A 22,910-nucleotide genomic window follows, 5' to 3' on the forward strand; every position below is an offset into this window, starting at 1 on the left:
TAACGAAAACGCGTGTTCATTGAATGAACGCAGCGCTCTTGAGTCCATCGCGAGCGAGCTCGCTCCTACAGGTGAGCTGCGTCAATTGGCGAAGACCATGGCGAAGTAGCCGAGGACCGTAAGCAGGATTCCCGAGACTGCAAACGCCACGGGAAAACCGACCCACGGTACGTTGCTGCCGATCTCTGTCGCGGCCTCTTGGCACGGTCCGGAATGACTGCGGGCGCCGGCCATGCCGCCCATCAGTACCGCCGGATTGATTTTCATCAAGTGATAGCCAACCACCCAGACGGCGAACGGCGGCAGCATGCAGGCGACGAAGCCCACGAGGAATATCTGCACGGCAAGCGTTCCCGTCAGTTGAGCGAGCAGGGTGGCGCCGGCATTGATCCCGACAATGGCAACGAACACCAGCAGGCCCATGTCCTCAAGGATGTTACGCGCTGCGTTTGGCGTATTGCCGAAGAAGCGCAGGCGCGAGGACAGTGACGAGACGATGATTCCCGACACCATCAGGCCGCCGGCGCTACCCAGGCCGACCGAAGCGCCAAAGGCAGGGAACTGGATCAAACCGATCAGCAGCCCCAGGGTCATTCCGGCAAACAGCGTCAACAAATCAGTCAGGCTGCTGGGCCGGGCGATGACGCCAAACAACTCGCCCGCGCGTTGCACCGCGCCGGACAGGCCGGTGACGAAAAGCACATCGCGGCGTTGCAACGTGGTCTCCGGCCCTGCGGGCAGTGGTACACCGCCGCGCTGGATGCGAGTCAGCTGAACCTGCCCGGCCAGGTCCAGTCCGCGGAACTCCTTGAGCTTCTTGCCGATGACGGCTTTCTCGGTCACCAGGATCTCCGCATGATCCAGTGTTACCGCGAGCGCCTTGGCGTCATCGACTTCCGGGCCGATCAGGCCGATGTTGGCGGTGAGTCCCGTACGCGTGCCTCCAAGGGTAATCACATCCCCCAACTGCAACCGGATATCAGCATCTGCCCCGATCGACTCATTGCCGCGATGCACATTGACGACACGATATTCAGGGAATCGAGCGAGCAGCTGGCGGATGGTGAAGCCGGCAGTCGTGCGGTTATCCAGGCGATAGGCACGCAATCCGAAGGCCTTGTCAGCGGTGAGGCCGTCGTCCTCGAGATCATGCATCCCATGCTGTTCCTCATAACGACGGGCTGCCGCCTTGGCATCGACACCCCACCAGCGCGGCATGTATTTGCACATCAGTACGATGCCGACGGTGCCCCAGATGTAAGTAATGCCATAGGACAGGGTAATCATCGCGGACACCCCCTCGACCGTGTCACCCGGTGCGAGGTGGACGGCACCTGAGGCCACCGCCTGTTCGGCCGAGCCGATGGCGGAGGACATGGTCGTGGCCCCGGCGAGTATTCCGCCGGCCGCGCCTGTCGGCAAGTTCAAGAGACGAGTGCCCACAACCACCACGGCCAGGCTGAACACACTGCAAATGACCGCCAGGAGGGTGAACTTCAGCCCGTCATCCTTCAGGCTATTGAAGAAGGAGGGACCGACGCGCAAGCCGACTCCATACATGAACAGGTAGTAGAAGAGGTTCATGGTGAACGTGTCGAGCTTGAACGTGATGCCATAGAGGGATGCGGCAATGGCGATGCCACAGCCAACCACGATGGCGCCGCCGACTGTACCCAACCCATAACCCTTGATGGTGAAGCGGCCAATCAGCACCGCCAGGCTCACCACCAGGAACAGCAGCATGTAGGGGTTGGCATTGAGAAACGCAAAGAGTGCCTGCACGGGCTGATTCCCCCTTTTTCGCTACGTTAATGCCTGATGTCCGGAAACCTCAGGCAGTAGCGTAGCGTGTGAATCCGGGGCGGTTGACCCGCAACGCCATTTTCAGGCCGCAGCGCTCACGCTTGCGCCTTTCTCCTGCGACGCAACGTCATGCAGGGAAATCCTTGAAGTCTCCGGTAATGCCAGCCCGCCCGCCAGCGCGAGCAATGCGACCGCGATCAGGTAGAACGCCGGCGACAGGTTGCTGCCGGTGGTGCTGATCAGCCATGTCGCCACCAGCGGAGCGGTGCCGCCGAAAATGGTATAGGACATGTTGTAGGTAATCGCCGAGGCGGTGTAGCGGGTACGGGTAGGGAAGGTTTCCGAGAGCAGGGCCGCAGTCACCACGCCACACAACACCGCGCCGATCGCCAGCAGCATGACGCCGACGATGGAGGCTGCGAACGAGCCCGAACTGGCCATCAGGAACGATGGATACACGACCACGATCAACAGTGCGCAAGCCGTCACCACTGTCATTCGACGTCCGACCCGGTCCGAATACAGCCCGGCCAACGGGCAGATCGCCGCAGCGAACAGCAATGCAATCAGTGACACCAGCAACGCCGTGGCGCGACTCAGGCCACCGGCGACTTGCAGGTAGGTCGCGAAATAGGTGGTGAACATATAAAACGACAGGGCCGTCAGTGACACAAAGGCGCCCAGGCAGCAGATGGCCGCACCATGGTTGCGCAAGGTTTCCTTGAGAGGGGAGTGTGCGACCGCATGTTCCTGGGTCACCGCCTGGAATGCCGGCGTCTCATCGAGCTTCCAGCGCAAGTAAAGACCTACCAGGCCAAGGGGCGCGGCAATCAGGAACGGCAGACGCCACCCCCAACTGCCCATCGCCTCGGCCGACAACGACGCCTCGAGCGCGTAGGCCACCACGGCTGCCGCGGCAAAGGCGGAAAATGTCGACACCGGGATGAAGCTGCCGTACCAGGCGCGTTTGTCACTCGGTGCGTGCTCCATCAGGTAGGCGCAGGCACCGGCGTACTCGCCACCGGCGGAAAAGCCCTGGGCGCAACGGATCAGGGACAGAAGAATCGGCGCCATGACTCCGATCGCCGCATAAGTGGGCAGCAGACCGATCAAGGTCGTCGCCCCGGCCATCAGCAGTATGGTCATCGCCAGGGTTCGTTTGCGGCCGATCCGGTCGCCGAGCATGCCGAAGAAAATCCCGCCCAGGGGCCGAAACGCAAAGGCCACGGCGAATACCGCAAAGGTCTTGAGCAGCGCGGCACTGGCATCGCCGCTGGGGAAAAATTGCTGGGCAATGGTCGTGGCCAGAAAGCCATAGACGGCGAAGTCGAACCACTCGACGAAATTGCCGATGCCGGCGGCCACAATCACTCTTCTCAGCGTTTGCGGGCTGACTTGTTCCATCGTTGCGTTCGTCATGCTTGACCTCGACAATTCGTCAGTAAGCTATCGATTATCGGGGCAGACACTGAGGTGGCTCACTTCAAAAGTGTCATCCACATAGTCAGCACCGACTTCATGCCACTGAATGACGCATGATTCGCGCCAGATTGGCCGAAGGAGAGCAAAGGGCAATGTCTTCTCGAATTTGAAAAGCACCGAGGGTATTGTCGGTCGCCGGGACCCGTTCGATTTTTAAGGAATGAAAATGACATTGACTGTCGAAAGCCTCGTCAGGATCGCAATGACCAACCCGGTAAACGCAGAAATTTCCGCTCGCTTGCCTGAGCTCGGTTTGAGCCAATGCATGCTCACTGCCGGTTGCCTGTTCCAGGCCGTGTGGAATCATCAGTCTCAGCGACCGCCAGAGTGGGGCGTGAAAGACTACGATGTCTTTTACTTCGATGACGACCTGTCGTGGGAAGCCGAAAATGAGGTCATCCAGTCAGGTCAGCATCTGTTCCGGGACCTCGACGTGAACATTGAGATCAAGAATCAGTCTCGCGTTCACCTGTGGTATGGCCAGCGGTTTGGTGGGGATTATCCAAAGCTTGAGTCGGCCAGGGACGGGATTGATCGCTACCTGATTGCCGGCACCTGCATCGGTCTGGATGTTGAAACGGGCGAGGTCTATGCGCCCAACGGCCTGGCCGACACAGAGCACGGGCTGCTGCGTATCAATCCAGGGAACCCCAAGCCAGTCCTGTTCGATCAGAAGGCGAAAAGTTATCAGGCTCGCTGGCCCTGGCTCAGGATCATCGAGCCGCAAAGTTGAATCGGTTGAATGTCTCAAGCTGATATCATTCAAGAATTACAGGCTGAGTAGAACAACATGAACCGTCAAAAGAAACTGAAGCAGCTGTTCAAGGAGAAGGCCAAAAAGGCCAGTGCCAAACTGGCACCGAAGAACAAGCCTAAATACATTTGTAAAGCCGACCGATTGAAACTGGCGGCTGAAGCCAGTCACGAGCCAGTCAATTCCTCTGAGAGCTGATCCTTGTAGCTCGCGCACCACTCGAACACTCAAGCCCCTGGTTCTCGCGAGCCGGGGGCTTTTTTATGCATCATCGATGCGTTGCATCACCGCAGACCTAGCGAATACCGGTACCCGCCATCGACTCTGGCACCCACTGCGCCGTCGATAGCGGCTCGATGTAGCGGATGCCACCATGGGGACCGACCACGCCGTTGATGTTATAGGTGCCACGCGACAGGTCGTAGGTCATGAACGGGGTGGCATCCGGGACTTGCTGGTCATAGCTCTGGCTGAAGAACGCGAAGGAACCACGGTATAGCTGGCCACTGGTGTCGTACTGATCGGAGGCCAACGCGGCCCAGGTATCTTCATCCAGGTAAAAGCGGCGCTTCTGGTAGATGTGCGTCGCACCGGGCTTGAGGTTGCCCTCCACGACGTAGACCCGGTGTTTTTCCCAGCGTACGAAATCCGGGGAAACGAAATTGGGGGTGGTCAGCGATTTGGCGCTGCGCGCGTAAGTGAGTTTGTAGGTGTTGTAAGGCACGATCATTTCCTGCTTGCCGACCAGCGTCCAGTCATACAGTTCGAGCGCACGGGCGGTGCCGGGGTTGGGTGTGTCGTAGGCCAGGATCGAAATCTGTTTGACCCGGCGCTGGGCAGGCATGTACTGCCAGGCGCGGCCAGGAAACTCTGTGGCATTGGTGGCGTTCTTGAGCATGATCGACTCGCCGGCTCGGCGCGCAGGCCCGGTGTAGGACAGTTTCAACTGATAATAAATGTCCGAGCTGCTGAACGGCTTCGACAGGTTCTCGTAAATCGGGAAGGACACGTATGCCTCGCCGGTGACAGCCAGGCTCGGCACACCCGCCGTGTCGACGCTCCAGGAGTCGTACTTGGAGTGGATGTTGACGCCCTGGTAGCGCAGCAGGAAATTCCACATCGCTTCGGCGCCGGATTGCGGGATCGGGAAGGGCACTCCCGGCATCACATTGTCGATGGCGATCCCGCCGTTCAGGGACCTGGCGTTGGTGGCATTTGTGCGGCTGTTGTCCAGGATCGCCTGTGGTAGCGATGCGGTGCGGTGGGTCGGGTACACGTCGATGCGAAAGCCGGGGTAGCGCCTGGCCAACGCTACGGTGGTGGCGGTCAGCAGGCCTTTGTACGAATCGACGTTCCTGCCGTTGATCACCAGCAGTGGTTTTTCGTCCGCAAAGGGGTCCGGGCGCATGCTGTCGCCGGTCTTGAAACTGGATGGGGCCGTGGTCAGGCCACCGTTGTAGGGCGGGATGGAGCCATCGGCATTGCCGGCCTTTTCGGCACCCACCCAGGTCAGGCTGGTGCCCAGTCGCTCGGCTTCATGACCTGATACGTAGGCATGAGCATCGATGGCCAGCGCCATCAGGGGGAGGCCAGCCAGAAGACTTTTCACGAATTTCATATTGTTATTCTCCTGCCTGGCGTACCAGGCAACTCGTGACTCAGGCGCCGCGGATAAATCCGTCGGCTCAATCGCCAGAGGCTTTTTTCAGAACCTCCATTAAAGAGCCCACGATTAGGGGGCGCTTTTCATTTGACGACAGTCCCTTGGCTATTCATGACAGCCCCGGACGTTTGTCGAGGGGGGCGAGCAGAAACGGTTGTACCGGGCAGCCGGTAGCGAATAACTTGTGGTCCGTCTCAAAGTTGGCTTTAAAGTGAACAAAATCATTAAAAAACCCTTTATAAGTTATTGACGGGAGGCTCATGGCACATTGCTATCTATCAGCAAGTGAGTTTCGGCAGTTTTGGCTCAGGGAGCGCTGATGAGTTTTCGTACATTGACCGATTACCCGCAGCAAACGAGCCATTGCAACGTTGCCGCACTGCAGCCACCAGGGAACCCGGATACTGTCAGCATGGCTTACGCCGGCAACGACGACACGATCGAACACTTGCTGGATTCAGCACGCAATTGGGCCCATACCACCGCCTGGGCGTTTTATCGCGCCGGTGAACAAATGCATTGGGTCGGGCAGGGCGACCCGCGGGCGCAATGGCCTTCAAGCGTTGCGAATGAAGAGTTTGAAGCCTTTTGCCTGACCTCGAACCTGCACCGTTGGCCGGCCGGCAGAGGCGAAAGTGTGCTGGGTTGGCTGCTCGCGCCAGTCAAAGATGCTGCGGAGACTGCGTTCGCCGAGTTTGCCCAGCGCCTGGGCATTGAGCTGCAGACCAATACCCTTGCCCGCGCGCAGATCACTCAGCGAGTGCTGTATGAAATTACCTATCTGGCCAGTTCGACCCGTGACCGGTCGGTGTTTCTGGTGGGGGTTCACCGGCTGCTGGCCAGCCTGATCGACGCCGAAAACTTCTATCTGGCGCTGTATAACCCGCACACGGGCAAGATCGACTACCCGTATTACGTGGACATCATCGACGTTGATGCCCTGGAATCCGAAAACTACGAATACCTTGACCGTTCGCGCCTGTCGCTGACCGGGCAGGTGTTGACCACTGGCCAGCCGTTGTTGATCGACGCTGCTGGCATTCTCGCGGCCCAGGCCGAAAAGCGATTCTACTGCGTGGGCGATCGTCCCGAGTTCTGGATGGGCGCACCGCTGAAAAATGCCTCGGATGAGGTGTTTGGCATGCTGGCGATGCAGGTCTATGACGTTTCCCGTATCTACAGCGCTGAAGACCGCGCGCTGTTTCTGGTGGTAGCCCGCCACGTGGCCATGGCGCTGGACCGGATTCTGCACCGAGAGGACCTGGAAGAAACGGTGATGCGTCGTACCCTGGAACTTTCGGCACTCAACGACGCATTGCGCCAGGAAGTGGCAGACCGGGAGCGTGCCGAACATCTGCAGGGCGCGTTGTTCCAGATTGCAGAACTGTCCAGCCAGCCTGGCGATATGGCTGAGTTGTTTCAAACCTTGCATGGCATCGTCGGTGATCTGCTGTTCGCGCAGAACTTCTACATTGCACTGTTCGACGACGCGACCGGTGAAGTGACCTTTCCCTATTACGTGGATGAACGGCAGACGACCATCCCGGCGGCACGGCGTGGGCGCAGGGGCTTGACTGAATATGTGATTCGTCAGCGTCGACCTTGCCTGATTGATGCCGGCGAGGCCGAGCGGCTGTCCGCGCAGGGTGAAATCGAAATTGCCCACGAGTCTGTACGCTCCTACTCCTGGCTGGGCATCCCGTTGTTCGAAGACGACGTGGTGCGTGGCGTGCTGGCGGTGCAAAGCTATACCTCGCAGGTGCGCTATACCCTGCGTGACCAGGAACTGCTGACTTTCGTATCGCGGCACATTGACACTGCGTTGTCCCGACGCACCGCGGCCGAAGCGATCCATGCCGCCAACCTTCAGCTGGAAGCCCGGGTGCAGAGCCGCACCCGCGAGCTCGATCACGCCAATGCCAAGTTGCAGCACGAAAACGCTCACGATGCGCTGACCGGGTTGCCGAATCGCACCTATCTGCAACAGCGCCTCAATCTGGCCTGGTCACGGTTCGGCAGCGAAGGCGGGCACCTGGCGGTGATGTTCATCGATCTCGACCGCTTCAAGATGGTCAACGACAGCCTCGGCCACCATTTTGGCGACCTGCTGTTGATGCAGGCGGCCCAGCGTCTGCGCGGTTGCCTGCGTGACACCGACATGCTGGCGCGCCTGGGGGGCGACGAGTTTTCGGTGCTGGCCCCCGAGGCCCCGCTGGAGGTGATGATCGAAATCGCCGAGCGGATCCTGGTGGCGTTCGACCTGCCGTTTTTCATCAACGGCCATGAAGTTTTCTCCTCGTGCAGCATCGGTATTGTCAGCGCCGACAGTCAGTTCCACCACGAGCCCGCCGACTTGTTGCGCGATGCCGATGCAGCGATGTACCGGGTCAAGAGTGCGGGGCGCGACAGCTACGCGGTGTTCAACCAGGAAGTGCGCCGTGAAGTCTCGGACCAGGTCGAGCGTGAAGGCGCCTTGCGCAACGCGCTCAAGCGTACTGACGAACTGCTGCCGTATTTCCAGCCGATAGTCAGCGTCGAAACGGGTGAGCTGTTGGCCCTTGAAGCGCTGATCCGCTGGCATCAGCCGGGTGGCCGGGTGATCGCGCCGGGCGAGTTCTTGCCGGATGTCGAGGGTTTGCGCCTGATCGGTCGACTGGACCTGTACATGCTGGGCAGCATTGCAGCGATTCTCGCACAGCCCGAACATGCCAATTGGCCTGCGGTGCACGTCAATTGCTCCAGCTACAGCATGACGCGTCCCGACTTTGCCAGTGAGGTGCTGGCACTGTTGGCGCAGCACCAGGTCTCGCCATCGCGAATCTGCCTGGAATTGACCGAAGGGGCACTGGTCGCCGAGCCGGCGATTGCCCGCCAGACCATGCAGCAACTGGCTGACAATGGCATGTCGGTGGTGCTCGATGACTTCGGTGCAGGGTTTTCCTCCCTGAGCTATGTGCATCAATACCGTTTCAGCGGCTTGAAAATCGACAAGTCGTTCATCCTCGAACTGACCACCAGTTCCCGCAGTCGCGCGATCGTCCGGGCGATTGTGCGGATGGCCGAATCGCTGGACCTGAGTGTGGTGGCCGAAGGTGTCGAGGATGAAGCGACGCTGGATCTGCTGCGTGAGATCGGGGCAGGGCAGGCCCAGGGTTATCATTTCGCCAGGCCGATGGCGTTGAAGGCACTGTTGGCGAGTTCACTGCTCGATCGCCAGGATTGTTGATGTTTCGAGGCACAGGCATTGACGCCATGCCATGGTATGAACAACGCTCGGAAAAATCTGGAGCGCCCAATGCCGCCCATCACCACGCGCCTGTTGGCATTGTCTGTTCTTTGCCTGGCACTTGAAGTCCCGGCCCAGAGCAACGGCTGCCCGGCTGGCGAGAAACAAGTGTGCCTGGACGGCTGCATCTGCCTGCCGGACCTGGTGCCTGATGACGTCTACCAGATCGCGGCACCTGCCCTGGCCCTGTGGCTGACCCAGGCCCGCGCCGAAGCCGCCAGCGCCGGCCTTCAACCCGTTCCAGCGCACATCCGCGAGCAGCTGCTGCACTGGTACGACCCCGGTGTCCTCGATACCGCGCGCTACAAAATCAGCGACAACGGCCAACTCACCGCCGCCAATGCCATGCTGCAAAACCCCGATGTCGGTGCCGTGACGCTGATCGATGTCATCCTCTTCCGGGACGCTCAATCCGCCGAACAGGACATCGCGCTCTGGGCTCACGAACTGAAACATGTGCAGCAGTATCAGGAGTGGGGAGTGCAGGGATTTGCCCAACGCTATACCCAGGATTTCAATGCCGTGGAGGCGCCGGCTTATGCCATACAGGCTGAGGTCAGGCGCTCGCTGCGCAAAGAAACTTACTGAAGGGCAGCGTATTTCCCCGTCATTTCCGTGTACTACCCCTTTGGGAGTACTCACTCCGCGTGATAGGAAGTTTTTCCACGATACGCATACTTGTCGGGCCTTTGACAAAGTCATCCGCTTCCTGGCCAGGACGCTTTTTACCCGAAAGGTCTGACAATGAAACTTGAACTCTTACAGTTGGCGGGTCGCGATGGCGATGTCGCTTACAACCTGGAACGCATTCTACGGGCGATTGCCGAAAGTGTGCCTGGCACCGATATCCTGATGTTCCCCGAGTCGTTTATCACCGGCTTTCTCGACCACGGTAATATTGCCCGGCTCGCCGAACCCGTTTCCGGTCCCAGCGTCCAGGCAATCTGCGCTGCTGCCCGGCAGAGAGATGTCGCGGTAGTTGTGGGTTTGATCGAGCGCGATGGCGAGCGCTTTTACAACACCACGTTGTTCATTACCCCGGAAGGCGTGGCGCTCAGTTATCGCAAGACTCATCTGTGGGTCGGTGAACCTGGCCTCGTGCTGCCTGGCGACCGTTTTTCCACCGTGCAATGGCGCGGGGTGCGTATCGGTTTGTTGGTCTGCTACGACATTGAGTTCCCGGAAGGCGCGTGCGCATTGGCGGCACTCGGCGCGGAGCTGATTCTGATCACTGACGGCAACATGGAACCTTACGGCCACGTTCACCATACCGCCGTTGCCGCCAGAGCCCAGGAAAATCAGGTCTTCGCCGCCATGGTGAACCGCGTCGGCGAGGGTGCAGGCGAAGTCTTCGCAGGGGGCAGCAGCGTAGTCGATCCGTTCGGCAAGCGACTGTTTGAAGCCGGATCCCAGGAGTGCCGGCATGTCGTCGAACTGGACATGACGCAGATCGCACCGGCACGCGCGCTCTATGACTATCGCGCGCAGAAGCGCTTGCAATTGCACGGTGCGCTCAATGAGCAGGCGGACGGTCGCCGTGAGTTATTGATCCCCTGAGCGACGAACCCTGTTTCGCTTCCCAACAAGAACAATATCGCGGCGGACCGCCAATCGATGGCCGATTCGCCAGGAGCACCCCATGAAAGCAATGCGATTGCTGCACCTTGGCTTGTTCACTTTTTGCGGGCTGGGCACAGCCGCCAGTTGGGCGCAGGCCCCCAGCGTGAACTTGTACAACTGGTATGACTTCATTGCCCCGCAGGCGCCGAAGGAATTCGAGCAGGAGACCGGCACACCTATGGTGCTGGATACTTTTGATAGCTCTGAAGTCATGCAGAGCAAGTTGATGGTCGGACGTAGCGGATACGACGTAGTGGTGGTGACCAACAGTGCGCTGCCCAACCTGATCAAGGCCGGCGTACTCCAGGAGCTCGATGGCAGCCAATTGAGCAACCGCTCGAACCTTGATCCCGAGATTCTCGCCAAGGTCGCGCAGAACGATCCCGGTAATCGCTATGCAATCCCCTACATGTGGGGCACCACGGGTATCGGCTATGACGTGGATCAGGTGACCAAGGTACTGGGGGCGGCTGCCCCGGTGGACTCCTGGGATCTGATCTTCAAAGAAGAAAATATCGCCAGGCTCAGCCAATGCGGCGTCGCGATGCTCGACTCCCCCAGCGAGATCATTCCGATCGCCTTGCACTATCTCGGCTTGCCGCCCGACAGTAAAAATCCCGATGACTATGCAAAAGCCGAAGCGTTACTGCTGAAAATTCGTCCCTACATCACCTATTTTGATTCGTCACGGTTCATCACTGACCTGGCCAACGGCAATATTTGCGCTGTAGTGGCCTGGTCAGGTGGGGTGTACGACGCAAAGATCAACGCCGAACGCGCCAATAACGGTCGCCACCTGGCCTATCGGATTCCGCGCGAGGGCTCGTCGGTCTGGATGGAAACGCTGGTGTTGCTCAAGGATGCCCCTCATCCGCGGCAAGGCTTGAGCTTTATCAACTACATGATGCGCCCCGACATCATCGCTAAAAGCTCCAACTACCTGGGTTATCCCAACGGCAACAAGAGCGCCATGGCGTATGTCGATGAAGGGTTGAAGAACAATCCTGACGTCTATCCCCCGGCGGCAACACTGGCCACGCTGTTTCCCGACCAGCCACTGCCGCTCAAAATCGAACGCATTCGGACCCGGGTCTGGAGCAAGGTTAAAAGCGGGACCTGAATCCGTACATCAAGGGTGAACCGCAGCCGCGGTCCGGAAAAGAAACCGCGGCGACGGATCAATCAGGCGGCAGGGAGCAGGCCTTTCTGTCTGGCGACATGAGTCGCCATTGCGTCCATCAAATCCGGGGACAGGCAGTCATAGGGTTCCAGGCCGATCGAGCGCAGGCGCTCGCGAATAGCCTTCATTTGCGCTGGCGGTGTGCCGGTTTCGATGATGGAGGACACGAACGCCGCGAATCCCGGCGCAGCCCATCCGCTCTGTGGCGAAAGCTCGGTGTGGACGAAGTCCAGACCATAGAACGCATGGTTCTTGTTCTCGATGCGCCCAAAGAGATGGGCGTGACACTGCTTGCAGGCGTGGCGCTGGATGGTGGCGGTTTCGTCGACAATCGCCAGTTTTTCGCCGTGGGCAATGACGCTGACCTTATCCCGAGGCACTACGGCGATGACGGCGAATATCGCGTTTTTCGGTTTCCAGCATTTGCTGCAACCGCAGGCGTGGTTATACAGGGTTTGCGCGTCGATCCTGACCTCGACCTTGTCGGTCGCACACAGGCATTGCAGGGTGCCACCGGTGAAATTCGCGGCGGCGGGCTGGATGCCATTGTCCAGTACAGGGTGAAGTTGCAAGGTGCTCATGCTGGCTTCTCCGTTTCAGGGTGTCAGACAAAAGTGCCCGGGGCCGTGCCCCAGACTGGTAGTTCATCGGATTTCGAAAAGGACACAGTGCATAAACGGGTGACCTCCTTCGGTGCGACCGGTCGGTTCTCAATGCTCATGGGCATGTGAATGGATGGAAAGGGCCCCCGGTACCTTGGTGCGTTCGAGCCCTCCGCGTTCCAGCCACCGCAGGGTCTGCACATAGGCGCGCTGCAGCAAGGACTCGGTCTGGTCAAAGTTGAACACCGAGACATCCACGGGGCACAAGGGCGGGACGATGTGCAGGCTGGTGAGCGTGCGGAAGTGTTCGATGTCGTTCACCAGTTGGCGCATGCTCATCAGATTGACGGTGTGCAGGGCCAAGGCGACCAGGCCTCGGGGCGGTTGTGTCAGGGCGCAACTTATGCCGGTGGGGATGACCACGACGTTGGTGGCTCCCAAGGCGACGGCAGTCGAAATGGGTGTATTGCTTGCCACACCGCCGTCAACCAGGAACCGGTCGGCGATTTGTACGCAGGGGAACACCAGCGGGATGGCTGCGCTGGCCAGTAACGCCTGCTCGAGTTCGCCACTGGACAGAACGGTCTCGGCACCACTGAGCAGGTCGGTGGTGACGATGTGCAGGGGCAGCGCCGCCTCCTCAATGCGATGAATGGGCAGTGCCTGACCCAGCAATCGGTTCAAGGCCGCCGGTTGCAACAGAAAGCCGCGCCGCTTGATCAGTCCTCGACAGGTATCGAGCCAGGAGAGGGGAAAGATGTCGGTTTTACTCAGCCCCCGCCAGAATCCGGCGAGCGCCTCAACGCCATCGGAATCGGGCCTTGCGGCAAAGTAGGCACCGTTGATGGCGCCTACCGAAGCGCCAACCACCATGTCGAATCGAACATTGGCCTCGACCAGGGCCCGCAACATGCCGACCTGCACCGCACCCAGGCTGCCGCCACCAGCGAATACGATTGCGGTTTTGGTCGCCATGGCCGAAGTCTCGGTGCAGAAATGTATCGAGTCAGTGTAGCTGAGGGATAACTGTTACTTGCAGTGCTCGCCGTTGAGGCGGTTTTCAGCGCTTGCTTATGGCCAACCGAGCTGCGAACAGCACAAAGACCAGGCCTGTTGTGCGATCCATCCAGGTGATGACCTTCTCACGCCGCAGAACGCCGGCGAGTTGTTGAGTTGCGCCAATCAACGTCGACGACCACAACAAGCCGAGCACTACGTGAATGCTCACCAAACCGAATGTCCAGGCAATCAGGTTGTGCCCTTGGGGAATGAACTGAGGGAGAAAGGAAACGTAGAAAATCCCGATCTTGGGATTGAGGACGTTGCCCATCATGCCCTTCAGGAACCAGTTTGCATTCGGCCTTGCGTCCGCTTCGACGGGCGATAATGAGTTGCGCGGGCGCAGCAACATGTTCAGTCCGAGCCACGCCAGGTAAGCGGCGCCGCAGTACTTCAACAGGCTGTACGCCAGCCCCGATACTGCAATCAGAGCACCCAGGCCAAAGGCGACGGCAGCGCCCCACAACAAGCAGCCGGCATTGATACCCAGGGCTGCGCGAAACGCCTGCTGTTTGCCTTCCACCGTTGCGGTTCGCAAGACCAGGGCGGTATCGAGGCCCGGTGTCAGCGTCAGCAGGGTGGCGGCAAAGGTAAAGGCAAGGAGGTTGTCGGCAATGGACATCGGCGTATGACTTTAAAGTGATGAAGCCCGAACGTTAGCACATGGCTGGCAGGCTTCAGATTTCGTTGAGTGCTCTAAACGCCGCTCTTGCGTCCAGAGTCAAGAGCGTGCTGACGCGGCCAGACCTGTCCCGCTGGCTCAACCGGGTGGTGGGATCGACCTTCATCTGCTTCGGCGCCGCCATCCTGACCATGCGTCGACAGGCTGTATAAGAGGAGGGCGGCTACCAGCACAGTGCAGCCGATCAGCAGAAACTGAACCGGGTGCACTCCAATGTGTTTTTCCGCTTGTCAGCCGACGTGGCCGGTCACCTGAGCGCATAGCCTTGTCAACTGTTCGGCCAGATCGATCACTCGGCGTGGTGCGTCGGGGCGCAGGTGGAGCGCGATTTCCAGTGGCGCCAGTTCGGCGAAGGACTCGGCCACGCCCAACCGTCGGTGGCCGGGCAGTGCAAGTCGCGAGGGGAGCACGCTGACGCCGAGACCATCGGCGACTGCCGAGCGGACACTCGCGAGGCTCGCACTGCTGTAGCCGATGCGCCAGCGTCGGCCGGCGCTCTCCAGTGCGTGGATCATTTCATCGCGATACAAGCCGCCGACCGGAAACACCACCAGTGGCAGCGGGTCGCGCTCGTATGTCGGTTCGTTGAGGCTGTCGAACCAGGCGAGCGGTTCGGGCCAGGCGGCATGTCCCACAACCTGTCCAGGGCGCTGCTTGATCAGCACCAGGTCGTAGTCGCCGGCACAAAACTGTTGCCATAGCGTGTTGCTCAGCCCACTGCTGATCTCAAGCCTTATCGACGGGTGCGCGCGTGCGAAGGCGCCAAGCGTTGGCGTCAGCAAGTCCGAGGCGAAGTCTTCTGGCACGCCGATGTGCACCTCGCCCTGTGCGTGGCCCTTGCGTAACTCCTCCACTACCTCTTCCATCAGCCCCAGAACCCGGCGCGCATAGCCGAGCAAGCGCTCGCCGTCCTCGGTGGTGACGACGTAGCGCCCGCTGCGGTTGAGCAACTCACAGTCGAGTTGCTCCTCGAGGCGCTTCAACTGTTGGCTGATGGTCGACTGGCTCAAGTGCACGCGTTCACCGGCGCGCGTGAAACTGCCGCTCTCTACCACCGCGACGAAACTCTTGAGCAGCAACGGATCGATCAGCGTCGAAGTCATTACATTCCCCACTAATTGCCATTCGAACATTTAATTTCCGAATGATAGCACCTGCTCTTAATCTTGCAGCACAGCCTCTGACGCGGCCTGTTGACCAGAATCTCCAAGGTAAATGTGATGACAAGTGACGTGACGCTGATGCAAGAGATGCTGCCGAACCGGCATTCGCACCGGCCGCAAAGAAGTGCCCGCCATGACTGACCATGAATCGGCTTGCATCGCTACGAGCGTGTCGCGCGCAGGTGAAGTATCACTGACGGCACTGGTGCTCATGGTGCTGCTGGGCTTGAATTTGCGGCCATTCCTGACTTCGGTGGGCCCGGTGCTCGATCTGGTGCGCGCTGATATTGGCCTCGATTTTCGCGCCGCCGCGATGTTGACCACCTTGCCGTTCGTGCTGATGGGCCTGATTGCCTTCATTGGCATCGGTGTCGCACGCCGCTTCGGCGAAAGGCGGGCGCTGGCCGGCGCATTGGTGCTCTTGATGCTCGGGTGCGCGTCACGTGCCGTGGTCAAGGACGGCGCGCAGTTGATTATCGGCGCCGGTATCGCCGGCACCGGTGTGGCGGTGATCCAGGCCTTGATACCGGGTGTCGTCAAACGCTGGTTTCCTGAACGGATAGCGATGGCGATGGGGCTCTACTCGGCGGCATTGGTCGGTGGCGGGGCGCTGGGCTCGCTGGCCAGCACGTGGCTGAATACGTATGGCGGCTGGAGGCTGGGGCTTTCCATGTGGGCGTTGCCAGCGCTTGCCGTGCTCTTGCTTTGGCTGGTGTGCGCGCCACGCACGCCGCCGATAGAAGCTCGCGGACCTGTACCGGCCTTGACCGGCAGCTTTTTCAAGAATCGGCGTGCCTGGCAGTTGGCCGCCTACTTTGGGCTTACCAACAGCGGTTACTCGAGTCTGGTGGCATGGCTGCCTTCCTTCTACCAGCAGCAGAACATGGGCCTGCAGGCCTCGGGCAACTTGCTCGCGTGGCTGGCGATGTTCCAGGCGACGGCGGCGTTCGCCATGCCGATGCTCGCCCGCCGCAGCGCTGACCGGCGCGGAGCCTTATGGCTGACGATCGCGCTGCAGGCCGTAGGCTTCGCCGGTTTCGCGCTTGCCCCCAACGCAGCGCCGTGGTTGTGGGTCGCACTGGCCGGTTTCGGCCTCGGCGGGTTCTTCTCGCTCAGTCTGATTGTCAGCCTCGACCACTTGCCCAATGCACAAGCGGCCGGGACCTTGGCGGCCTTCGTTCAGGGCATCGGTTTCCTGCTCGCATCGAGTGCTCCCTGGTTGATCGGCTGGCTACGCGACTCCGGCGGCAGCTTCATCACCGGTTGGTGGTTGCACATTGGGGTGCTCGCGGCGATGGCGGTGCTGACGATCAAGTTCTCCCCGGCGAGCTACCGACGCAGCATGCAAGCGGTGTGATGAATACTTGTAGGAGCGAGCTCTGCTCGCGATGGTCGTTAACGATTACGCGTGTTTACTGATTAAACGCGGCGCTCTCAAGTACATCGTGAGCGAGCTCGCTCCTACAGGGAGCGGTATTACATACAGGATCAGCCATTTTTTATAACCGCAATACCCATGTGCTTACGGAGAATAATATGAAGAAGTTCGCAGTTTCAGTTGTTCTGGCCTTGGCCGCCAGCGGCGTCTACGCGAAAGACTTGCAAGTCATTCGCTTCGGTGTTGACCCCACTTACGCCCCGTTCGAGTCGAAGGCGCCCGATGGCAGCCTTGTGGGCTTCGATATCGATCTTGGCAACGCGATCTGCGAACAGCTGAAGGTCAAGTGCGTATGGGTCGAGAACTCCTTCGACGGCATCATCCCGGCGCTCAAAGCCAAGAAGTTCGATGGCATTCTTTCCTCCATGAGCGTGACCGAGAAACGTCAGGCGCAGATAGCCTTCTCCGACAAGATCAGTAATGTCCTGCCTCGTCTCATCGCAAAAAAAGGCTCCGTTCTGCTGCCAACGGCCGAATCCCTCCAAGGCAAGCGTGTCGGAATCGAGCAGGGCTCCACGCAGGAAACCTATGCCAGGACTTACTGGGCGCCGAAAGGCGTCACCGTAACGACCTACCAGAACCAGGATCTTGTTTACCAGGACTTGATCGCCGGCCGCCTGGATGCAGCGCTGCAGTCTTCAGTCCAGGCCGACCTGGGTTTTTTGAAAACCGAGAGCGGACGTGATTTCGCTTTTGCCGGCCCGGAATTGCGCGACCCGAAAACGCTCGGTGTGGGAGCGGGAATCGGCTTGCGCAAGGAAGACAATGAACTACGCGAACAGATCAATGGGGCGCTTGCCGAGATTATCAAGGACGGCACTTACCAGAAAATCTCCGATAAATATTTCTCCTTTGATATCTACAACTAATCGATTGCAACGTCAGCCCGCGATGGAGTCATTCGGCCTGAATGTATTCGAATCAATTACGAATCCATATTTTTTGCGGCATTCAAAAACAAGAAAAACACGATTGAACAAGACAGGCAGCATCGGCTGACCTTTCGAGTTCAAGGAGAATGTAATGTCCTTGGCAGACTATGGGCCGCTGATCGCGAGTGGCACCTGGATGACACTGAAGCTGGCCACATTATCGCTGCTGGCCTCGGTACTGATTGGATTGGCGGGCGCCAGTTCCAAGTTGTCGGGTAATCGGTGGCTGCGCAATATCGCCACCCTCTATACCACGATGATACGCAGTGTCCCCGACCTGGTGACCATGCTGTTGCTGTTCTACAGCATTCAGATCCTCCTCAACCAGATCACCGAAGGGCTTGGAATGGATCAGATTGATATTGATCCTTTTCTCGCGGGAGTAGCGACGCTTGCGTTTATCTACGGTGCTTATTTTACCGAGACGTTCCGCGGTGCTTTCCAGGCAGTCCCACGCGGTCAGACAGAGGCGGCCATGGCCTATGGCCTCAGTCGATGGCAGGCGTTCTATCGGGTCCTGTTCCCGCAAATGATGCGTTTTGCCTTGCCCGGTATTGCCAACAACTGGCAGGTCATGATCAAGGCAACCGCACTGGTGTCCATCATTGGCCTGTCCGATATCGTCAGGGCCACCCAGGACGCCGGCAAGAGTTCCATGCAGCTGTTTTACTTTACCGTGATCGGTGCACTGATTTATCTCGTCATTACCACGGTCTCAAACGGCGTCTTGATATGGCTCAAGCATCATTACTCCGTCGGTGTTCGGGAGGCTGAACTGTGATCGCGATTATCCAGGAATATTGGCAAGCGTATTTGTGGTCGGACGGCGCCAACTTTTCCGGCCTGGCAATCACCTTGTGGCTGCTGGTGCTGTCGATCGCGATCGGATTCGTGCTGTCGGTGCCGCTGGCCGTGGCTCGGGTTTCAAAAAACAAGTTCGTCCGACTTCCCGTCTGGTTCTACACCTATGTGTTTCGTGGCACGCCGCTCTATATACAACTGTTGATCATCTACACCGGTGTCTACAGCCTGAGCGTGGTGCGCGAGCATGAATTCCTCGACATGTTCTTTCGCGAAGGCTTCAACTGCACGGTGCTGGCGTTCGCGCTCAATACCTGCGCTTACACCACGGAAGTCTTCGCTGGCGCGATCAAGTCGGTGCCGTACGGCGAGGTAGAAGCGGCCCGGGCCTTCGGCATGTCGAAGTTCAACCTGTACCGCCGCATCATCCTGCCCTCGGCGCTGCGTCGCGCACTGCCGTACTACAGCAACGAGGTGATCATGATGCTGCATTCGACCTCGGTGGCGTTCACCGCCACGGTGCCCGACATCCTGAAGGTCGCCCGCGACGTCAACTCGGCCACCTATGCAGCGTTCGAGGCTTTCTTCATCGCCGCACTGTTGTACGCAGTGATAGCGCTGTCACTTGTCTGGCTATTTCGTCGCGGTGAAACCCGCTGGCTGGCCTTCCTGAAACCCCAGGCCGCCTGAAGGCCGCATACGCAGGGTCAACACCATGTACAAACTGACCGTAGACGATCTGTACAAGAAATATGGCAATCACGAGGTGCTCAAGGGCGTGTCGATCAAGGCCAAGGCAGGCGACGTGATCAGCATCATCGGCTCCTCAGGTTCAGGCAAGAGTACCTTCTTGCGCTGCATCAACTTCCTCGAACAACCGTGCGCCGGCCGAATCACGGTGAACGCCGAGGAAATCCGCACCGAGAAGGACCGGAACGGCGGGCTGCGCGTGGCCAGCCAGAAGCAGCTGCAAAGCATGCGCACCAAGCTGTCCATGGTGTTTCAGCACTTCAACCTGTGGGCGCACATGTCTGTGCTGGAAAACGTGATCGAGGCGCCGATGCATGCGCTTGGCCTCAGCCGCGATGAGGCGGTGGCTCGCGCACGCAAGTACCTGGCCAAGGTCGGCCTGCCGGCCAGCATGGAGGCAAAGTACCCGTCGCATTTGTCCGGCGGTCAGCAGCAGCGAGTGGCGATCGCCCGGGCCCTGGCGATGGAGCCGCAAGTGATGCTGTTCGACGAGCCGACCTCGGCGCTCGACCCCGAGCTGGTCGGTGAGGTGCTGAAGGTGATGCAGGCCCTGGCCGAAGAGGGCAGGACCATGGTGGTGGTCACGCACGAGATGGCCTTTGCCCGCGAGGTGTCCAACCACGTGATCTTCCTGCACCAGGGCAAAATCGAGGAAGAAGGCAGCCCGGAGCAACTGTTCAGGCACACCAGGAGTGAGCGACTCAAGCAGTTCCTTGCCGGCAACTTGAAGTAGCCCTTTGGGTAACCCCTTAAAGAGTGCCCCGTTGGCCATCTGGCGGCGGGGGCACGCTCAAACCGTGATGAGGTTCAAATGACGTTCTGGTTGCGTAATGTCCGCCCCTATGGCGGCGAAATCGAAGATGTACAGATTGTCGAGGGGCGTATCGGCGATCGTCGGCCAGCCAGTGGCAATCCAGTCGCCGGTCCTGACCTTGACGGACAGGGTCAACTACTCGTTCCGTCACTGGTAGAAAGCCATATCCATCTGGACAAGACCCTGTGGGGACAGCCATGGCGGCCACACAGTGCAGGCCCAAACCTCAAGGCGCGCATAGCGAACGAACGGCAAATCCTGCGCGAGCTCACATCACCCATTGCCGAGCGCGCGGGTGCCCTGCTGGAACAATGCATCGCTCGCGGCTCGCTGTTGTTGCGCTGTCATGTCGACGCCGATCCGGAGTTGGGTATCGAGCATGTGGAGGCCATGCTGGAGCTGCGCGAACGCTACGCCGACCTGGTGGATATCGAGTTCGTCACCTTTCCTCAGGTTGGCCTGGTCAACCGCCCCGGGGTTGAAGCATTGATGCGAGAAGCCCTGGGTCTGGGGGTTGAGGTAGTAGGGGGGCTGGACCCCTGCGGCATAGACAATGATCCGATCGCGCACCTGTCGATCCTGTTCGAGCTCGCAGACAGGTTTGATCGCGGTATCGATATCCACCTGCATGACGGTGGGGAGCTGGGGCTTTGGCAGATTGCTCGCATCATTGATTTCACAGAGCGTTATCAACGGCAGGGGCGAGTCATGATCAGCCATGCCTTTTGCCTGGGCATGAAAGACTGGGCTCAAGTGCTGCCGTTGGCTGAACGCCTGGCTGCCAACAAAATTTCCCTGATGACCACGGCGCCATCTGATATTGCCATCCCGCCCTTTGCCGAGCTGCGCTCAGTGGGGGTAAACGTCTGCCTCGGTTCAGATGGCATTCGCGACGCATGGACTCCAATGGGCAATGGCGACATGCTCGAACGCGCGATGCTGCTCGCGTTGCGCTGCGGCATGCGAACGGACCCTGAAATCTGCGCAGCGTTCGAAGCCGCTGCCGGCAATGGGGCCCAGGCACTGGGGCGAAGTGATCATGGATTGGCGACAGGGCAAACAGCCAACTTGTTACTGTTGCCCGCAGAGACACTGAGTGAAGCCGTTGTCGCTCGGCCGCTGGCGCGGACGGTGATCAGCCGCGGCATCGTCGTGGCGAAAAATGGCAGCCTGCTGCAGAGCCGCCTGTGACCCAAAACACTTTGCCCCCAGCCTCAACCGGATGCCCTGTATGACACATCGTGACGCCCCCCTCAACAAAGCAGACCTGCTGATCGAGCATGGCGTGGTCATCACCGTGGACGACCAACGGCGCGTCATTGAGGACGGCGCAGTGGCCGTGCTCGGCAACCGCATCGTAGCGGTGGGGCGCACGGATGAACTGCGGGCTCGCTTCACTGCTGAAAAAGTCATCGATGCACGCAACAAGGCGGTGCTCCCGGGCTTGATCGACAGCCACGCCCATGCCGGCCACGCGATGCTGAAAACCATCGGCGGCGGGGAGGGCGATGCCTGGATGAAGGCTTGCGAGACCATTTACACCTCGGCCTCCGGAGTCGGGTTCTGGGAGGTCGACGCCAGGTTGTCAGCGCTGGAACGGCTGAAATGCGGCACCACCACCGGCGTGTCGCTACTGGGCGGAGGCGATTCGATCATGCGGGTCGACGACCCGGTCTACGCGCAACGCCACGCCCAGGCCATTGCCGAAATCGGTACCCGCTCGGTGGTAGCCGTCGGGCCGTCGCGGCCGCCAGCGCCGCGCACCTACCTGGACTGGTCGACCGAATCGCCCACTCGGCGCGAAGTCAATTTCGAGACCATGTTCGAGGTCTGCGAAGAAATCGCCAGGAGCTGCGACGGTATGGGTGATGGCCGGGTACGCATTGCCATTACGCTGCCGGTGTACGCGCCACAATACGAGCCCGGCCATCGGGAGTTGGCACCTCTGTTCCGCCAGCAAGCACAGGATTACCTGGCCCTGGCCCACCGCCATGGTCTTACGTTCACCCAGGATGGCCACCGCGCCGGTACGCTGGCGCTGGCCCACCGCGAACTGGGCCTGCTCGGCCCGACATCCTTCATGTCGCACTGCATTGACCTGACAGAGGAAGACATCGCCCTGTGCCGCGAGACACAGACCAGAATCGTGCACAACCCGAGCGCCATCATGTCGATCCTGGGCCGCTGCCCGGTGCCGGAACTGATCGAGGCCAATGTAACCGTCGCCCTCGGCTCCGACGGCGCCGCCCCGGACCGTGGTTACGACATGTTCCGCCACATGTTCCAGTGCATGCACTACCACCGCCGCCATTTCCGCGACCCGGACATCCTGCCCCAGGGCAAGGTGCTGGAAATGGTCACTATCGATGCCGCCAAAGCACTGTCGATGGAACATGAGATCGGCTCGCTGGAAGTCGGCAAGAAAGCCGACATCATTCTGATCGACCTGTTCAAACCGCACCTGATGCCGATGAACATGCCGGTCCACCGTGTCACTTGCTTCGCCAACGGCGCTGACGTGTGTACCACTATCGTCGATGGCAGGATCCTGATGGAAGACTACGTCGTACGCGCCGTCGACGAGGCTGCTGTGCTGGTCGCGGTGCAAGAGGAGTCGGAACGCATGCTGGATCGTAGTGGCTTGCGCCATCTGACAGACGAATCGAATAACCTCTGGCGGATGGCTCGGTATCATGCGGCAGGTTGAGTAACGCGGCTGCAAATGCCGGCACAGCCTCAGGGCAATCAACCCCTGCCAAAAGCGGTCAATGAAACAGGGGCGCTTCTACCTCCAAAAATGGGGCATTTCACCCACCCAACCGGGCGTTTACCACCTGATTTGAGGAATATTCCCCGCCTCACCCATTCTCTCGCTCGAAAC

21 protein-coding genes and 1 pseudogene are annotated in these 22,910 nt (G+C 59.6%); 14 read left to right on the forward strand and 8 right to left on the reverse strand.

Annotation, left to right across the window (positions count from 1 at the left end; translation table 11 throughout):
• Positions 1-81 precede the first annotated feature (81 nt).
• The 3 genes from ACCD00_RS15660 to ACCD00_RS15670 all read right to left on the reverse strand — a co-directional run bounded on the left by ACCD00_RS15660 (position 82) and on the right by ACCD00_RS15670 (position 3,592).
• Positions 82-1,782: an aspartate:alanine exchanger family transporter gene (locus tag ACCD00_RS15660; RefSeq protein ID WP_413425860.1), complete on the reverse strand. Its 1,701-nt coding sequence runs from the start codon at positions 1,780-1,782 to the stop codon at positions 82-84.
• 102 nt (positions 1,783-1,884) lie between these two features.
• Positions 1,885-3,222 (reverse strand): MFS transporter, encoded by a 1,338-nt coding sequence (locus ACCD00_RS15665; protein ID WP_413425862.1) that lies wholly within the window; start codon positions 3,220-3,222, stop codon positions 1,885-1,887.
• A gap of 97 nt (positions 3,223-3,319) precedes the next feature.
• Entirely contained in the window at positions 3,320-3,592 is a 273-nt protein-coding gene (locus ACCD00_RS15670; protein ID WP_413425943.1) for a hypothetical protein, read from the reverse strand.
• Between ACCD00_RS15670 and ACCD00_RS15675 the strand changes: the two genes are divergently transcribed.
• Positions 3,488-4,018: a nucleotidyltransferase family protein gene (locus ACCD00_RS15675; RefSeq protein ID WP_413425939.1), complete on the forward strand. Its 531-nt coding sequence runs from the start codon at positions 3,488-3,490 to the stop codon at positions 4,016-4,018. The two genes, ACCD00_RS15670 and ACCD00_RS15675, sit on opposite strands and share 105 nt — an antisense overlap.
• 57 nt (positions 4,019-4,075) lie before the next feature.
• A complete protein-coding gene (locus tag ACCD00_RS15680) occupies positions 4,076-4,237 on the forward strand; it encodes a DUF2986 domain-containing protein (RefSeq protein WP_413425864.1) in 162 nt (53 codons plus the stop codon).
• A gap of 97 nt (positions 4,238-4,334) precedes the next feature.
• On the opposite strand, the gene ACCD00_RS15685 is transcribed toward ACCD00_RS15680, so the two are convergent.
• Entirely contained in the window at positions 4,335-5,657 is a 1,323-nt protein-coding gene (locus ACCD00_RS15685; protein WP_413425866.1) for a DUF1329 domain-containing protein, read from the reverse strand.
• A 364-nt stretch (positions 5,658-6,021) separates the two neighbouring features.
• Between ACCD00_RS15685 and ACCD00_RS15690 the strand changes: the two genes are divergently transcribed.
• The 4 genes from ACCD00_RS15690 (at position 6,022) to ACCD00_RS15705 (ending at position 11,728) form a co-directional block, all read left to right on the forward strand.
• Positions 6,022-8,928 (forward strand): EAL domain-containing protein, encoded by a 2,907-nt coding sequence (locus tag ACCD00_RS15690; RefSeq protein ID WP_413425868.1) that lies wholly within the window; start codon positions 6,022-6,024, stop codon positions 8,926-8,928.
• 69 nt (positions 8,929-8,997) lie between these two features.
• Complete coding sequence (locus ACCD00_RS15695) at positions 8,998-9,576, forward strand: DUF4157 domain-containing protein (RefSeq protein WP_413425870.1); 579 nt, start codon at positions 8,998-9,000, stop codon at positions 9,574-9,576.
• 156 nt (positions 9,577-9,732) lie between these two features.
• On the forward strand, positions 9,733-10,545 hold the full coding sequence (locus tag ACCD00_RS15700) for a carbon-nitrogen hydrolase family protein (RefSeq protein ID WP_413425872.1): 813 nt from the start codon (positions 9,733-9,735) through the stop codon (positions 10,543-10,545).
• 82 nt (positions 10,546-10,627) lie between these two features.
• Complete coding sequence (locus ACCD00_RS15705) at positions 10,628-11,728, forward strand: polyamine ABC transporter substrate-binding protein (RefSeq protein WP_413425874.1); 1,101 nt, start codon at positions 10,628-10,630, stop codon at positions 11,726-11,728.
• A 62-nt stretch (positions 11,729-11,790) separates the two neighbouring features.
• Here ACCD00_RS15705 and gfa read toward each other — a convergent pair whose 3' ends face one another.
• The 3 genes from gfa to ACCD00_RS15720 form a co-directional block, all read right to left on the reverse strand.
• Positions 11,791-12,369: an S-(hydroxymethyl)glutathione synthase gene (gfa, locus tag ACCD00_RS15710; protein WP_413425876.1), complete on the reverse strand. Its 579-nt coding sequence runs from the start codon at positions 12,367-12,369 to the stop codon at positions 11,791-11,793.
• Between the two features lie 129 nt (positions 12,370-12,498).
• The gene (locus tag ACCD00_RS15715; protein ID WP_413425878.1) at positions 12,499-13,365 is read right to left on the reverse strand and encodes a patatin-like phospholipase family protein; all 867 of its coding nucleotides are present in this window, start codon (positions 13,363-13,365) and stop codon (positions 12,499-12,501) included.
• Positions 13,366-13,450: 85 nt separating this feature from the next.
• Positions 13,451-14,071, reverse strand: coding sequence for a LysE family translocator (locus ACCD00_RS15720; protein WP_413425880.1), 621 nt, complete (start codon positions 14,069-14,071; stop codon positions 13,451-13,453).
• An 80-nt stretch (positions 14,072-14,151) separates the two neighbouring features.
• Between ACCD00_RS15720 and ACCD00_RS15725 the strand changes: the two are divergent.
• A pseudogene (locus ACCD00_RS15725) lies at positions 14,152-14,283 on the forward strand (LysE family translocator); the annotation flags it as partial.
• A gap of 78 nt (positions 14,284-14,361) precedes the next feature.
• Here ACCD00_RS15725 and ACCD00_RS15730 read toward each other — a convergent pair.
• Positions 14,362-15,234, reverse strand: coding sequence for a LysR family transcriptional regulator (locus tag ACCD00_RS15730; RefSeq protein ID WP_413425882.1), 873 nt, complete (start codon positions 15,232-15,234; stop codon positions 14,362-14,364).
• 193 nt (positions 15,235-15,427) lie between these two features.
• Between ACCD00_RS15730 and ACCD00_RS15735 the strand changes: the two genes are divergently transcribed.
• From ACCD00_RS15735 to ACCD00_RS15765, 7 genes are all read left to right on the forward strand, one after another.
• On the forward strand, positions 15,428-16,651 hold the full coding sequence (locus ACCD00_RS15735) for a cyanate transporter (protein ID WP_413425884.1): 1,224 nt from the start codon (positions 15,428-15,430) through the stop codon (positions 16,649-16,651).
• 179 nt (positions 16,652-16,830) lie between these two features.
• A complete protein-coding gene (locus tag ACCD00_RS15740; RefSeq protein WP_413425886.1) occupies positions 16,831-17,601 on the forward strand; it encodes an ABC transporter substrate-binding protein in 771 nt (256 codons plus the stop codon).
• Positions 17,602-17,755: 154 nt separating this feature from the next.
• Positions 17,756-18,445 carry an ABC transporter permease gene (locus tag ACCD00_RS15745; protein WP_413425888.1) on the forward strand — a complete coding sequence of 230 codons (690 nt, stop codon included), beginning with the start codon at positions 17,756-17,758 and terminating at the stop codon, positions 18,443-18,445.
• Positions 18,442-19,155: an ABC transporter permease gene (locus ACCD00_RS15750; protein WP_413425890.1), complete on the forward strand. Its 714-nt coding sequence runs from the start codon at positions 18,442-18,444 to the stop codon at positions 19,153-19,155. The genes ACCD00_RS15745 and ACCD00_RS15750 overlap by 4 nt, the downstream gene beginning before the upstream one ends.
• 25 nt (positions 19,156-19,180) lie before the next feature.
• The gene (locus ACCD00_RS15755; RefSeq protein WP_413425892.1) at positions 19,181-19,948 is read left to right on the forward strand and encodes an ABC transporter ATP-binding protein; all 768 of its coding nucleotides are present in this window, start codon (positions 19,181-19,183) and stop codon (positions 19,946-19,948) included.
• 78 nt (positions 19,949-20,026) lie between these two features.
• Entirely contained in the window at positions 20,027-21,220 is a 1,194-nt protein-coding gene (locus tag ACCD00_RS15760; protein WP_413425894.1) for an amidohydrolase family protein, read from the forward strand.
• Positions 21,221-21,260: 40 nt separating this feature from the next.
• Positions 21,261-22,736: an amidohydrolase family protein gene (locus ACCD00_RS15765; protein WP_413425896.1), complete on the forward strand. Its 1,476-nt coding sequence runs from the start codon at positions 21,261-21,263 to the stop codon at positions 22,734-22,736.
• Positions 22,737-22,910 lie beyond the last annotated feature (174 nt).

Origin of the sequence: Pseudomonas sp. Pseusp3 (genome assembly GCF_047304225.1) — a bacterium.
Taxonomy (GTDB): Bacteria; Pseudomonadota; Gammaproteobacteria; order Pseudomonadales; family Pseudomonadaceae; genus Aquipseudomonas; species Aquipseudomonas fluorescens_CD.